Here is a 13,405-nt window from a genome sequence, read left to right as displayed (position 1 = left end):
ATTCCATCCGTAAACCCGCTGTACCGAACTCAGTACACAACCGCGCAAAAGCTTAACGGAACGTACGTACCAATAGAAAGCGCTGTAGGGCGTTTCTATGTTAGCCGTGGGACAAATACTGTTTGCAACACGACTTCAACGGATATGTTGCGCGTAGTGCCTGGGGTTGAAGCGTGTGACGATCAGCAGCATCACTACGACGACCGCCGTCAGCGCCCACCAGGCCCACTCGAAACTGCCCAGGTAGTCGCGGATCATCCCGGCGATCAGCGGCGACAGGCCCGCGATCAGGTAACCGACGCCTTGCACGAACGCCGTCAGGCTGCCCGCGCGACGCGGGTTGTCCAGGTGATCGAGGGACAGGATCAGGCTCATCGGGAACAGCCCGCCAATGCCCAGCCCCAGCAGGCACGGCCACAGCAGGCTCAGGTGCTGCGGGCTCAGGATCAGCCCACAGAAGCCGACGATGATCAGCACCAGCAACACCGCCACCACCCCGCGTTTATCCTGGCGACGGTTGGCGATGGCGGGCGTGACCAGGCCGGACACCACTTCCATCGCCGTGAGAAACCCCAGCAGCAACCCGGCGTTCTGTTCGCTCCAACCCTGCTCGACGTAGTACGGCGCCAGCCACGCCAATACACAGGTGTAGGACGCGGTCCCCAGGCCAAAAAACAGCGCCAGCAGCCACGCGCGGCCGTTGCCGAAAAACCACACCTGCGCACTGGAAGCAGTGTGGGGCAAGGGCGGCAGCGCCGAACGCTGGGCGTACCAGACCAGCAACGCCAGCAGCGCCAGCCCGGCCCAGATCGCCAGGCCGATGCGCCAACTGCCGGTGTGTAGTTGCACAAAGGGTGAGAACGACGCGGCCAGCGCGGCGCCGCCCATGATCGCCGTGACGTACAGGCCCATGAACAGCGACACGTTGGCGCTGAAGCGCGACTTGATCAGCGCCGGCATCAACGCCTGGATCAGCGCGATACCGATACCCGCCGCAATGGCGCTGACGATCAGCTCCAGGGCCGAATCAAGAAACAGGCGCGACAGCGTTGCCACGCCAATGACCCCCAGCGACAGCACGATGCTGCGGTGCTCGCCAATGCGCTTGGCCAGGCCCATGCCAAAGAACATCGCCAGGCCCATGGCCATGACCGGCAGCATGGTCAGCAAGGCCGCGCTGCTGAAACTCAACGGTACTTCAGCGCGAATCGACGACAACAAAGGGCCCACCGCCGCCATCGAAGGGCGCAGGTTGAGCGCGACCAGCACCACACTGATCATCAGCCAAACGGCGGTGGCGGGTTTTGCCTGAACGTTTTCCATGGGCCTGCCTTGAGTGAACAAGGGCGAATCAGGCCATGGGCGGGCGCGCGGGGCAAATGAGAAAGTCGTTGGGGCTATCTAAAAATTGCAGATGCCGACACGCCGCCGATCAACCGGCGGCGCCTCAAGCGTCAGTTGGATCGGATCACATGCTTGATCTCCTGAAACGCCGCCAACCCCCAAGGCCCCAGTTCCCGCCCGATGCTGCTCTGTTTGTAACCGCCCCATGCCGCCTGCGGGAAGATCACCTGCGGCGCATTGATCCACACCATCCCCACCTGCAAGGCATTGGCCACCCGTTCTGCGGTGTCCAGATTGCGGCTGACCACACTGGCGACCAGACCAAAATCGCTGTCGTTGGCCAGGGCAACGGCCTCTTGCTCAGTGGCAAAGCGCCGTACACACAACACCGGCCCAAAAATTTCCTCGTTCCATAACGCACTGTCCAGCGGCACGTCGGTAAACACCGTGGGGCGAATAAAGTAGCCCTTCGGCAGATCAGCCGGACGCTCGCCACCACACAGCAACCGCGCGCCGTCCTCGATGCCGCGCCTGATATGCCCCAACACCCGTTGATACTGCGCGCGGTTGATCAACGCGCCCATCTCCACGTCTTCAGCAAAGGCGTCTGCCACACGTATGCCTTGCGCCCGCGTCTGCAAGCGTTGCATGAATTCGTCCGCCAGGCTGTCGGCCACCAGCACGCGGCTGGTGGCTGAACACATCTGCCCCGCGTTGAAAAAGCCACCGCCACACGCCAGTTCCACCGCCAGTTCGAGGTCGGCGTCCGCCAGCACCAACAGCGAGGATTTACCGCCCAGCTCCAGGCTCACGCCCTTGATGGTTTCGGCCGCGCGTTGCATCACCTGCACGCCCACCGCGTTACTGCCGGTGAAGGAGATTTTGGCTATGCGTCGATCCGCCGCCAGCGGTGCGCCCACCGCCAGGCCCGTGCCGCAGACCAGGTTGAACACGCCGTCCGGCAAGCCGGCATCGGCAATGATCCGCGCCAATTGCAGCTCCGCCAAAGGCGTGACTTCCGACGGCTTGAGCACCACGCAACACCCGGCGGCGAGGGCCGGGGCGAGCTTCCAGGCGGTGGTGACCATGGGGAAATTCCACGGCACGATCAGCCCGACCACGCCGCACGGTTCGCGGCGCAGGCGCGCGCTGAAGCCCTCATCGGGCAGCGCGACCGCGGCGTCCTGCGTGGCGTCCATGGCCTCGGCGACAGCCGCGTAATACTCAAAGGTGGCGATCACATCGTCCACATCAATGGCCGCTTCAAACAGCGGCTTGCCGTTGTTGCGCGCCTGCAACTGCATCAGCGATTCGCGCCTGGCACTCACGCCACTGGCGATCCTGCGCAGCAGAGCGCCACGGTCGCGGCCGGTACTTTTCGACCAGTCGATAAACGCGTGGCTGGCAGCGTCCACCGCCTGGGTTACATCCCTGGCGTCGCCGACGCTGACCAGCGCCAGGCAAGCTTCAGTCGCTGGGTTGATCACCTCCAGCACTTCATGGCCGGCACGCCATGCACCATTGATATACACACCGTTCACTGCATCGTTCATACCGCCACCTCTCTCATCCACAGCTGTTGGTCGATTTCAATCAAGGTTGGCCCGTGACGATCCGCCGCCGAGCGCAATGCCACAGGTAAATCGTCAATTCCGTTGATGCGTTCGGCGGCGCAGCCCAGCGCCTTGGCCACGCCGATAAAGTCCGGGGTATTGATGTCGACGCCAACCGGTTCGATGGCGCGGTTGAGCATGTATCGCTTGATCTCTTCATAGCCGTGGTTATTCCACAGCAGCACGATCACCGGCGTGCGTGCCTCCACCGCACTGGCCAGTTCCGGCAGGGTGAATTGCAGCCCGCCGTCGCCGATCAGGCACACCACCGGCTGGCCATCGCCGCGCCCCAGCCAGGCGCCGATGGCGGCGGGCAGGGCGTAACCCAGGGTGCCGTAGCCGGTGGATGAGTTGAACCAGCGGCGTGGGTGGTCGAGGTTCAGGGTCAGGTTGGCGCTGTACACCGGCTGGGTGGAGTCGCCGACGATGACTGCAGCGGGCAACGTCTGCAAAACGTTGCGCAGAAACCGGGTGTGCGCGCGGGTGGCGGCGTCCCAAGTGGGCGTCAGTTCGGCCCACAGACGGGCGACGCGTTGGCTGCCCCAGTCATCGCTGCGCGTAGGCAAGGGGTGGCGGTTCAGTTCGCTCAGCAGCGCGTCGGCGGCGATCTGTGCGTCGGCCACCAGGGCGAGGTGGGGCGGGTAGTTGCGCACGGTCTGGTCCGGGTCGATATCAACGCGCAGCAGCGCGCCGGGAATCTCGAACCCGCCGGCGAAGGTCACGTCGTAATCGGTTTCCGCCAGCTCCGTGCCGATCGCCAGCACCACGTCGGCTTCGGCCACCAGCGCGCGGCTGGCGACCAGGGACTGGGTCGAGCCGATCAGCAGCGGATGCGCGGCGGGCAGCAGGCCTTTGGCATTGATGGTCAGGGCCACTGGCGCGCCGAGGGTTTCGGCGAGGCGGGTCAACGCGGGCGCGGCATCGATGGCACCGCCACCGGCCAGGATCAACGGGCGCCTGGCCGCAGCCAGTAACTGGCTCATCTGCTTGATTGCCGCCGGCGCAGCACCGGCACGCGCAACGCTGACCGGCGCGCTGGCGAGCACGGCGTCGGCGTTTTCCACCAGCACATCCAGGGGGATTTCAATATGCACCGGGCGTGGCCGGCCCGCCTGGAACAGCGCGAATGCGCGCGCCAGTACACCGGGCAATTCTGCCGCCGACATCAACGTGTGGGAAAACGCCGCGACGCCCGCGATCATCGCGCTCTGGTTCGGCAGCTCATGCAGCTTGCCGCGCCCGCCGCCCAACTGGCTGCGCGACTGCACGCTGGAAATCACCAGCATGGGGATCGAGTCGGCGTAGGCCTGGCCCATGGCCGTGGTGATATTGGTCATGCCGGGACCGGTGATGATGAAACACACGCCCGGCTTGCCGCTGGTACGTGCATAGCCGTCGGCCATAAACCCGGCGCCTTGCTCGTGGCGCGGGGTGACGTGACGGATACGCGAGCGGGCCAGGCCGCGATACAGCTCCACGGTGTGCACGCCGGGGATGCCGAACACCTGGTCCACGCCGTAGCCTTCCAGGAGGTTGACCAACACTTCGCCGCAGGTCGCCATACAGGTCGCTCTTGTGATGAATTCGAGGCGGTATTGGAACGGCAGGCCCATAGCGGCAACAATCGATAAAAAGTCATACTCGCCATGTCCCCACGTCATGGCTGCGCTCCAATGAAACGCCTTCCGCCACTGCCTGCACTGCACACCTTCTGGGTCACGGCCCAGTGCTGCAACTTCACCCGCGCCGCCGAGCAATTGCACATCACCCAGGGCGCCGTGAGCCGACAGATCGCCGGTCTGGAACAACACTTGGGTTATGCGCTGTTTCATCGTCAGGCGCGGGGCTTGAGCCTGACCGAAGAGGGCGGCGAATGGTCGCTGCGCACGCAGCAGGTGTTTGGCCTGCTCGGGGAGGCGGTGGAGCAGATCGGCCGCCGCCGCCAGACCCTGCAACTCAAAGCCTCTACCTGCGTGATGCGCTGGCTGCTGCCGCGTCTGATGCAGTGGCAAAAGGAGCGCCCGGATGTGCCGGTGGAACTCACCACCACCGTGGCCTATGGCGTGGATTTTCGCCGCGAGCCCTTCGATGCGGCGGTGATCTACGCGCCTATCGCCGAGCAGCCGGCCGAGGCGCGGCATTTGTTCGATGAATCCCTCACCCCGATCTGCGCACCGGCGCTGCTCGAGGGGTTGCACGTACCCGAGGATTTGCAGCACCAGGTGCTGCTGCACCCCACGCGTGACGAGCGCGATTGGGCGCGATGGCTCAAGGCGGCGGATACGCGGTTGGGCAACCTCAGCCAGGGGCACCATTTTGAAACGCTGGATCTGGCCATGAACGTGGCCGCTCAGGGCTCGGGAGTTGCCATGGGCGACAGTGCGTTGATTGGCGAGGATGTGAAGGCGGGCCGGCTGGTAATGCCGTTTGATCTGCGGGTACCGACCGGGAAGGGCTACTTCCTGGTGTACCCACCGGGCAGCCAACCGTCGGTGGAGCTTGAAGCGTTGATGGACTGGCTGGTGAGCCAGGCGCAACAGCCCTGAATGTGATGAACGCAGCCGAGTTCTGAGCGGGGCTTAGTGTGGTGAGCGGCTTGTCCCGCGCTGGGCTGCGAAGCTCACCGCACTTATCCAGGTGAACCGCAGTGCCTGGTTTCAGGGCCGCTTCGCGCCCCAGCGCGGGGCAAGCCTGCTCACCACAACAAGCCCGCTCAGCACAAAAAGTCCGTCCACCACAGAGAATCCGCTCATGCATGGGCGGCCGCAGTATGCCAAGCCATCAATTGTGGTGACCGGCTTGGCTCAGTAACCGACGGTGAAACGCTGGCGCGAGTGCTTCGGTGTTTCCACTTCATCGAGCATGGCGATGGCGTAGTCGGCAAAGCTGATTGAACTGGTTCCGTCGCTGCTGACCAGCAAATCATCCTGGCCCAGGCGGAATTGACCGGTGCGTTGGGTGCCATCGAACAAGGCCGATGGCGAGAGGAAGGTCCAATCCAGTTCCTTCTCCTGGCGCAGCGCGTCGAGGAATGCCGCGCCTGCGCTGGCTTCCACTTTGTATGCCTCGGGGAACCCTGCGCTGTCGATCACACGTCCGCCATCTGGCAGCAGCAGCGAACCGGCACCGCCCACCACCAGCAAGCGTTTCACCGCGGCTTTTTTCACCGGGCCGATCACGGCGCTGGCGGGCAGGGTGGCAAAGTGTGCCGCACTGATCACCACGTCGCTGCCGCTGATGGCCTGTTGCAGTGCCTCGGCGTCCAGCGCGTCGACGCGTTTGACGGTGACGCCTGGGCGCGCGGCCAGTGTGTCGGTGTTGCGTGCAATGGCCACAACGCTGTGCCCACGACGCAAGGCCTCTTCCAGCAATTGGCTACCTGCACGGCCGGTAGCCCCAATGATTGCGATCTTGCTCATGCTGTTCTCCAGTACGGTTAAGGGATGAACGGTTTCACCACTTCATTTCGCCCTTGGCGACTTTGGCGCTCAGTTCCAGCGAGCTTTCGTCGGCAAGGGTGGGGTAACGCTGTTTCATGGCGGCGATCAGCGCGGCGGAGTCCTTGGCCTTGGCGGTCTCGCTGTCGAAGGCCTTGATGTAGTCGGCGGTGAACTTCACCGACGCAAGGCTGGGGCTGCCCAGGTAGTGGCCGGGGATCACGGTGCGTGGTTTCAGGGTTTCGATGCGTTGCAGGGTGGCCAGCCAGTCTTTATGAGATTGCGCACTCTGGGTGTCGGCCATCCACAGGTGGATGTTTTCTGCGACCACTACGCCGCCAACCACGGCCTTGATCGACGGGATCCACACAAAGCTGCGATCAGGCTGCGGGCCGTCCAGGCCGATCACGTCCAGTTGTTGGCCTTCCAGCATCAGGCTATGGCCCTGCAGCGGTTGCGGCACGATGGTTTTAGCCGGTTTGTCGGCGCCCATTTTCGGACCCCAGAACGCCAGTTTGCCGGCCACGGTGGCGTTGATATGGTCGATCACCGGTTGCGGCGCGACTACCTTGGCGTCCGGAAAGGCAGCGGTCAGGGTGTCGAGGCCGAAGTAGTAGTCCGGGTCGCCGTGGCTGATGTAGATGGTGGTCAGGTGCTTGCCGCTGGCGCGGATCTTTTGCACCAGTTGCTCGGCCTGGCCCTTGCCGAACTGCGCGTCCACCAGGATCGCGTCTTTGGCGCCGCTGACCAGCACCGAAGTGACCGGGAAGATCGCTGCCTCGCCTGGGTTGTACACGTCCAGGGTCAGGTCAGCCGCGGCCGCATGGGCGGTAAAGGCCAGGGCGGCGGTGGCCAGGGTCAGGCGCTTGAGGGTGGACAACATCGGGCAACTCCAGCAATCGGTTCAAAGGATGCACAGAGCTTAGTTGCACCAAACACGACTAAAAATGCGATGCTGGGACATAGTTTGTTTCTAAAATCGGGCAGATCATGGACCGTCTTCAAGCAATGCGCGTATTTGTCACCGTGGTCGACCTGGGTAGCCAGTCCGCCGCCGCCGACCATCTGGACCTGTCGCGTCCGGTGGTATCGCGTTACCTGGCCGAATTGGAAGATTGGGTCGGCGCGCGCTTGATGCACCGCACCACGCGCAAGCTCAGCCTCACGGCCGCCGGCAGCGAAACCCTGCCGCGTTGCCGACAACTGCTGGAACTGTGCGGCGATATGCAGGCCGCCGTCAGCGAGCCCGATGATGCGCCCCGTGGCCTGCTGCGCCTGAGCGCCAGCACCTCGTTTGGCCAGGCGCAATTGGCCGGGGCCATTGCCGAGTACGTCACGCGCTACCCGTTGGTCACGGTCGACCTGCAAATGCTCGACCGCACCGTGAACCTGGTGGATGAGCGCATCGACCTGGCCATCCGTACCAGTAATGACCTGGACCCGAACCTGATCGCCCGACGCCTCACCGTCTGTCGCTCCGTAATCTGCGCCGCGCCGGCGTATCTATTGGAGCACCCGGCGCCGCACAAAGCCGAAGACCTGGCTGCGCACAACTGCCTGACCCACTCCTACTTCGGCCGAAGCCTGTGGCATTTCGAGGAAAACGGCGAGCAGGTCTCGGTGCCGGTGCACGGCAACATCACCTCCAATGAAGCCAGTACGTTGCTGCACGTGACACTGGCCGGCGCCGGGGTGGCGATGTTGCCCAGTTATCAGGCCGGTGAGCACATCCGCCGTGGCGACCTGGTGCGCCTGCTGCCCCACGCCGAGCCCCGGCAGATGAGCATTTACGCGGTGTATGCCTCGCGCAAGCACATGCCGTCGGCGCTGCGCAGCCTGCTGGATTTTCTGGTGGTGAGGTTCCCGCCGGAGCCGGCGTGGGACGTCGGTCTTTAGGGCGACATCACCCGGTTGAATGTCGCCCAATAATGGCAACTTGCCCTGACTGACCTATGCTTTAAACAGCACCGTGTAGATCCGTTCAGAGGTCTGTGCCATGAACATCAAAACCAGAAAGTACCTGATGATTTTCGCCCTGTGCGCCTTGGCCAGCGCCCTCTATGGGACCGCGGCCTACCGGGTGGAAATGACCCGTATGCAGCCGACCTTTGCGATCAGCTGCCATCAGGACCAATGCGTGCCTCACACCGGCAGTTTCAGCGCACTCAGGTAACCGCGAAGGCAGCCAGGAACATTCTGTGCCGCCCTCAATCGCCCTTGAGTTGCTCGCGAAACGCCTTGGGTGAGAACCCGACCCGTCGGCGAAACAGCCGAGAGAAGTTGGTCGGGTCGGAAAAGCCCAACACCTCCGACATTTCATTGATGGTCATGCTGGTGTAGGTCAGCAGGCGCTTGGCTTCCAGCAACTGACGGTCATGCATGATCTGCAACGCCGGCTGCCCGCCCAGCTCCCGACACGTCCCGTTCAAGTGTGAAACCGAGATCCCCAGCTTGTGGGCCAGGTCCTCGATCTTGGGGTGCTCGCGGTAATGCTGTTCGACCAGTTGGGTAAAGCGCCGGAAATACTCGCGGCCCCGTGGCGCGCGTGGATGGCGGCGCTGGATGGCCTGGCGGCTGATCCACACCAGCAGCACGCTGACCAACGCGTGCATCATCATGTCCCGTGCCGGTTGCGCGTCGGCGTATTCATCCTGCAAACGCGCGAACTGACTGTTGAGGTAGTCGCTGTCCTTGCCCGCCGGGTAACTGCCCAAACTCTGCAAACCGCCCGCCGCCGCGCCCAACTGCGCCTGTAAATGGCTGACCAGCGGTGCCGACAGGGTCACCACGTAGCCTTCGACGTCTTCAGAAAACCGAAAACCGTGCACGCACAACGGCGGCAGTACCTGCAAGGTCGCCTCATTGAGGGTGGTGCGCTGGCCTTCGATTTCCAGCTGTGCCTGGCCTTTGTGCACGTACAGCAGCTGGCACAGATCCGCGTGCCGGTGGGGCTGGATTTCCCACTGGTATTCCCGACTGCGCCGGGAAATGGTTTCGCAGTGCAACAAATCGGGGGTCGGCCATTGCTGGCTTTCACCGTAAAGCTTGAAGACCGGAATCGCGGTATTGGTCATGGTTTCAATCCGATACTCAGGAAAGTGGTTCGGTAATCGCCCAAATTGGCAAAAAGCGCAGGCTTTGGCGCAGTTTTCACCTTCTTATGGCGCGCACTCAAGTGAAAAATGTCAGCCACACGATCAATGACAACTCTTTCACTCAATCTGTTCGAGTGGAACTTGCGGGCGATAAAAATAATGAAAACGCTGAAAACTCAAGTCGCCATTATCGGCGCCGGTCCCTCGGGACTGTTGCTCGGTCAACTGCTGCACAACGCCGGCATCCAGACCCTCATTCTCGAGCGCCAGAGTGCCGAGTACGTGCAAGGCCGCATCCGCGCCGGGGTGTTGGAGCAAGGCATGGTCGACCTGCTGCGCGAGGCCGGTGTGAGCCAGCGCATGGACGCCGAAGGCCTGGTGCACGACGGCTTCGAACTGGCGCTCAATGGCCAACTCACCCACATCGACCTCAAGGCCCTGACCGGCGGCCAATCGGTGATGGTCTACGGCCAGACCGAAGTCACCCGCGACCTGATGGCCGCCCGCGCGGCCGCTGGCGCCACCACCCTGTACGAAGCCAGCCAGGTGCAGCCCCACGACCTCAAAAGTGATCAGCCCTGGTTGACCTTCGAGCATCAGGGCCAGGCGTTTCGCCTGGAGTGCGACTACATCGCCGGTTGTGATGGCTTCCACGGCGTGGCACGCCAGTCGATCCCGGCGGAGTCGTTGAAGATCTTCGAGCGTGTTTACCCCTTCGGCTGGCTCGGCATTCTCGCCGACACCCCGCCGGTGCATGAAGAATTGGTATACGCCAAACACCCGCGAGGCTTCGCCCTGTGCAGCATGCGTTCGCCGACCCGCAGTCGCTATTACCTGCAAGTGCCAGCCGAAGAGCCGCTGGACGAATGGTCGGATGCGCGCTTCTGGGACGAGTTGAAAACCCGCCTGCCCAGCGCGCTGGCCGAGCGGTTGGTGACCGGCCCGTCGATCGAAAAAAGCATCGCGCCACTGCGCAGTTTTGTTGTGGAACCCATGCAGTACGGGCGCCTGTTCCTGCTCGGCGATGCGGCGCACATCGTGCCGCCCACCGGGGCCAAGGGCTTGAACCTGGCGGCCAGTGACGTCAGTACGCTGTTTCGGATTTTGCTCAAGGTCTACGGCGAGGGCAGGGTGGATCTGCTCGAACGCTATTCCGCGATCTGCCTGCGGCGTGTGTGGAAGGCCGAGCGGTTTTCCTGGTGGATGACCTCGATGCTGCACCAGTTCCCGGAGGCCGACGGCTTCAGCCAGCGCATTGCCCAGAGCGAGCTGGAGTACTTCATTGATTCCGAAGCCGGGCGTAAAACCATCGCGGAAAATTACGTCGGACTTCCTTACGAAGCTATCGAATAGCCTGCTATCGTATCGAGCATTCCCGTGGGCTGCCTGTTTCCACGGGCCCTGCTCGAAGGTTCTGCCGTGACTCAGCTCAATCAACCCGCGCCGCCGTTGCCTGCGGTGCGCAGTATTCTCGCCTCGCTGATGATGGCGATCTTCCTTGGCGCCCTGGACCAGACCATCGTCGCCGTGTCCATGCCTGCCATTTCCGCACAGTTTCATGACGTCAACCTCCTGGCCTGGGTGATCTCCGGCTACATGGTGGCGATGACCGTGGCGGTGCCGATCTACGGCAAACTCGGCGACCTGTACGGGCGCCGGCCGATGATGCTGATCGGCATGGGCCTGTTCACCGTGGCCTCGCTGTTTTGCGGCATGGCCCAGAGCATGGAGCAACTGGTGCTGGCGCGGGTGCTGCAGGGCATCGGCGCCGGCGGCATGATCTCGGTGAGCCAGGCGATCATTGGCGACATCATTCCGCCCCGCGAACGAGGGCGTTATCAGGGGTATTTCAGCAGCATGTACGCGGTGGCGAGCGTGGCTGGGCCGGTGTTGGGCGGTTACATGACCGAGTACCTGTCCTGGCGCTGGGTGTTCCTGATCAACCTGCCGCTGGGGGCCGGCGCCTGGTACGTGGCCCATCGCACCCTGGTGGGGCTGCCGACGCCGCAACGCAAGCCGATCATTGATTACCTCGGCACGGTGCTGATGATCATCGGCCTCACCGCCTTGTTGCTGGGCATCACCGAAATCGGCCAGGGCCATCAATGGCGTGACAGCCAGGTGCTGGGCCTGTTGGCTTGTGCACTGGTGGCCCTGACGCTGTTTGTGTGGCACGAACGCCGCGCGCCGGAGCCCTTGCTGCCGATGCACCTGTTCGCCAATCGCAGTGCGGTGCTGTGCTGGTGCACGATTTTTTTCACCAGTTTCCAGGCGATTTCCCTCACGGTCCTCATGCCGCTGCGCTTTCAGACGGTGACCGGCGGCGGAGCCGACAGCGCCGCCTTGCACTTGCTGCCCCTGGCGATGGGCCTGCCGATGGGCGCGTATACCGCCGGGCGCATGACCTCGGTGACCGGGCGTTATAAACCGATGATCCTGGGCGGCGCCATATTGAGCCCGCTGGCGATTCTGGGCATGGCCTTCAGTGCGCCCCAGGACGTGCTGCTCACCGCCCTGTTCATGCTGCTGTGCGGGATCGCTGCCGGCATGCAATTCCCCACCTCCCTGGTGGGGGCGCAAAACGCCGTGGAGCAACGCGATATCGGCGTGGCTACCAGCACCACCAACCTGTTCCGCTCACTGGGCGGCGCGGTGGGGGTGGCGTGTATGTCGGCGTTGCTGCTGGCGCTGTTGCAGGACTCCAGCTTCGCCCACCTGGCCAGCGGTGCGCTGGTGGCCGAAGGCAGTTCCGGCAACGTGCTCCTGGACGGCCTCAACGCCGCCCCCGGGCCGGCTCAGGATGCGCTGCGCGGCGAGTTGGCGGTGACGTTCCGGCATTTGCTGATGGTCAGTGCGGCGGTGTCGTTGCTGGGGTTGGCGGCGGCGATAGCGATGCCCAACCGGACGTTGCGCGGTCGTGCAGAAAAGACTGACTAACTGAAACGATGACGATCAACCGGCAAGCGCTGGCCCGCTGCAGTCGCAGTCAGGCCAGCGCCCACAGTCGCTCGTATTCCAAGGCCTGGATTACGGGCTGTAATACCCCACGGCTACCATGAAATGCCCCGCCTTGCGGATATAGGCGTGCTTGTTCTCGACATTGCCGGTCACCGGGTTTTTCCAGCGGTACTTGTATTCGCCCTGATCCTGTTCGGCCATGAGTTTGAGGATCGGCTCGCCCACCGGTTTGCCGTCCGGGTCCTTGACCTTGCTGAAGTCGGTGTTGATCAACCGCAGATTGGTGCCATGGGCCACGTAGCGATGGGTGTTCAGGTCCACCACGAACACATACAGGTCATCCTGCAGGAAGCCGCCCTGCAATGAGTTGATGGCCTTGAGCGTGCCGGCTTCATCCTTGACCAGCGCGTTGACTGCCTTCTTGCGCAGGGCCCGCGCCTGTTCCGGGGTGGCCCGTGGCAGGTAGTACCCCACCGCGAGGATGCGCTCGCCGACCCGCTGGTAAAACACGTGCTTGTGCTCGACCTTGCCATCGTTCCAGTTCTGCCAGCGGTAATCGGCCTGCTGCATGCCCTGGTCTTCAGGCACTTTGAGCGCGTCCGCAAAGGACTGGCGCAGATCCTGCCCCAGCACCTCGCTCACGTCCCGGCCAATCAGCGCGGAGGACGGCCCGCCGCTGGCCAGCAGCACGCCTTTGGTGTCGACCACGAACACATAGCGGTCCTTGTCGATAAAGTCACCCTGGCGGCTGAACGCGGCAAACGCCTTGTCGCCATTTTCCTGGTAGTAGGCCAGGGCTTTTTGCAGCAAGGCCTTGGCCGCCTGGGCGTCTTCTTCGTGAGCCGTTGCAACCTGCACCTGGCCGAAACACAACAGCAGCAGCCAGGTGATTCGCAGCATTGCCTTCATGGTCTATCCCTCGTTCTTGTCGGTGTGACCACAGCGTAGACGGCTCTGG

The 13,405-nt window shown here is 63.3% G+C and carries 12 protein-coding genes; 5 read left to right on the top strand and 7 right to left on the bottom strand.

From position 1 onward, the window contains the following. Nucleotides 1-135: 135 nt before the first annotated feature. The 3 genes from KZX66_RS04220 to KZX66_RS04210 form a co-directional block, all read right to left on the bottom strand. Entirely contained in the window at nucleotides 136-1,323 is a 1,188-nt protein-coding gene (locus tag KZX66_RS04220) for a cyanate transporter (protein WP_248076726.1), read from the bottom strand. Between the two features lie 131 nt (nucleotides 1,324-1,454). Then, entirely contained in the window at nucleotides 1,455-2,897 is a 1,443-nt protein-coding gene (locus KZX66_RS04215) for an aldehyde dehydrogenase family protein (RefSeq protein WP_248076725.1), read from the bottom strand. Next, nucleotides 2,894-4,519 carry a 5-guanidino-2-oxopentanoate decarboxylase gene (locus KZX66_RS04210; RefSeq protein ID WP_248076933.1) on the bottom strand — a complete coding sequence of 542 codons (1,626 nt, stop codon included), beginning with the start codon at nucleotides 4,517-4,519 and terminating at the stop codon, nucleotides 2,894-2,896. Before KZX66_RS04210 ends, KZX66_RS04215 begins: the two co-directional genes overlap by 4 nt. 111 nt (nucleotides 4,520-4,630) lie before the next feature. On the opposite strand from KZX66_RS04210, the gene KZX66_RS04205 reads away from it, so the two are divergent. Further along, entirely contained in the window at nucleotides 4,631-5,503 is an 873-nt protein-coding gene (locus KZX66_RS04205; RefSeq protein ID WP_248076724.1) for a LysR substrate-binding domain-containing protein, read from the top strand. A 258-nt stretch (nucleotides 5,504-5,761) separates the two neighbouring features. On the opposite strand, the gene KZX66_RS04200 is transcribed toward KZX66_RS04205, so the two are convergent. Both KZX66_RS04200 and KZX66_RS04195 read right to left on the bottom strand, forming a co-directional pair. Further along, nucleotides 5,762-6,376 (bottom strand): NAD(P)-dependent oxidoreductase, encoded by a 615-nt coding sequence (locus KZX66_RS04200; RefSeq protein WP_248076723.1) that lies wholly within the window; start codon nucleotides 6,374-6,376, stop codon nucleotides 5,762-5,764. 34 nt (nucleotides 6,377-6,410) lie between these two features. Then, entirely contained in the window at nucleotides 6,411-7,277 is an 867-nt protein-coding gene (locus tag KZX66_RS04195; RefSeq protein WP_248076721.1) for an MBL fold metallo-hydrolase, read from the bottom strand. A gap of 107 nt (nucleotides 7,278-7,384) precedes the next feature. Between KZX66_RS04195 and KZX66_RS04190 the strand changes: the two genes are divergently transcribed. Both KZX66_RS04190 and KZX66_RS04185 read left to right on the top strand, forming a co-directional pair. After that, nucleotides 7,385-8,290, top strand: coding sequence for a LysR family transcriptional regulator (locus KZX66_RS04190; protein WP_248076719.1), 906 nt, complete (start codon nucleotides 7,385-7,387; stop codon nucleotides 8,288-8,290). 100 nt (nucleotides 8,291-8,390) lie between these two features. Beyond that, the gene (locus KZX66_RS04185; RefSeq protein WP_248076717.1) at nucleotides 8,391-8,567 is read left to right on the top strand and encodes a hypothetical protein; all 177 of its coding nucleotides are present in this window, start codon (nucleotides 8,391-8,393) and stop codon (nucleotides 8,565-8,567) included. Nucleotides 8,568-8,601: 34 nt separating this feature from the next. Here the strand turns inward: KZX66_RS04185 and KZX66_RS04180 are convergent, their stop codons facing one another. After that, the gene (locus tag KZX66_RS04180) at nucleotides 8,602-9,468 is read right to left on the bottom strand and encodes a helix-turn-helix domain-containing protein (RefSeq protein ID WP_248076714.1); all 867 of its coding nucleotides are present in this window, start codon (nucleotides 9,466-9,468) and stop codon (nucleotides 8,602-8,604) included. Nucleotides 9,469-9,657: 189 nt separating this feature from the next. On the opposite strand from KZX66_RS04180, the gene pobA reads away from it, so the two are divergent. Both pobA and KZX66_RS04170 read left to right on the top strand, forming a co-directional pair. Further along, nucleotides 9,658-10,842, top strand: a complete 1,185-nt coding sequence (pobA, locus tag KZX66_RS04175) for a 4-hydroxybenzoate 3-monooxygenase (protein WP_248076930.1) — start codon at nucleotides 9,658-9,660, stop codon at nucleotides 10,840-10,842. 66 nt (nucleotides 10,843-10,908) lie between these two features. Further along, nucleotides 10,909-12,426, top strand: coding sequence for an MDR family MFS transporter (locus tag KZX66_RS04170; protein WP_248076711.1), 1,518 nt, complete (start codon nucleotides 10,909-10,911; stop codon nucleotides 12,424-12,426). 90 nt (nucleotides 12,427-12,516) lie between these two features. Here KZX66_RS04170 and KZX66_RS04165 read toward each other — a convergent pair whose 3' ends face one another. Then, complete coding sequence (locus tag KZX66_RS04165) at nucleotides 12,517-13,356, bottom strand: cache domain-containing protein (protein WP_248076709.1); 840 nt, start codon at nucleotides 13,354-13,356, stop codon at nucleotides 12,517-12,519. Nucleotides 13,357-13,405 lie beyond the last annotated feature (49 nt).

It is taken from the genome of Pseudomonas sp. EYE_354 (genome assembly GCF_023148575.1).
Lineage (GTDB): Bacteria > Pseudomonadota > Gammaproteobacteria > Pseudomonadales > Pseudomonadaceae > Aquipseudomonas.
The sequence above is the reverse complement of the archived record's forward strand: the minus strand, read 5'-3'. Positions and strand labels throughout refer to the sequence as shown.

Bases quoted from the DNA above. Each gene is read 5' to 3' on its own strand.
- KZX66_RS04220 (WP_248076726.1), bottom strand. From the start codon at position 1,323: ATGGAAAACGTTCAGGCAAAACCCGCCACCGCCGTTTGGCTGATGATC.
- KZX66_RS04215 (WP_248076725.1), bottom strand. From the start codon at position 2,897: ATGAACGATGCAGTGAACGGTGTGTATATCAATGGTGCATGGCGTGCC.
- KZX66_RS04210 (WP_248076933.1), bottom strand. From the start codon at position 4,519: ATGGCGACCTGCGGCGAAGTGTTGGTCAACCTCCTGGAAGGCTACGGC.
- KZX66_RS04205 (WP_248076724.1), top strand. From the start codon at position 4,631: ATGAAACGCCTTCCGCCACTGCCTGCACTGCACACCTTCTGGGTCACG.
- KZX66_RS04200 (WP_248076723.1), bottom strand. From the start codon at position 6,376: ATGAGCAAGATCGCAATCATTGGGGCTACCGGCCGTGCAGGTAGCCAA.
- KZX66_RS04195 (WP_248076721.1), bottom strand. From the start codon at position 7,277: ATGTTGTCCACCCTCAAGCGCCTGACCCTGGCCACCGCCGCCCTGGCC.
- KZX66_RS04190 (WP_248076719.1), top strand. From the start codon at position 7,385: ATGGACCGTCTTCAAGCAATGCGCGTATTTGTCACCGTGGTCGACCTG.
- KZX66_RS04185 (WP_248076717.1), top strand. From the start codon at position 8,391: ATGAACATCAAAACCAGAAAGTACCTGATGATTTTCGCCCTGTGCGCC.
- KZX66_RS04180 (WP_248076714.1), bottom strand. From the start codon at position 9,468: ATGACCAATACCGCGATTCCGGTCTTCAAGCTTTACGGTGAAAGCCAG.
- KZX66_RS04165 (WP_248076709.1), bottom strand. From the start codon at position 13,356: ATGAAGGCAATGCTGCGAATCACCTGGCTGCTGCTGTTGTGTTTCGGC.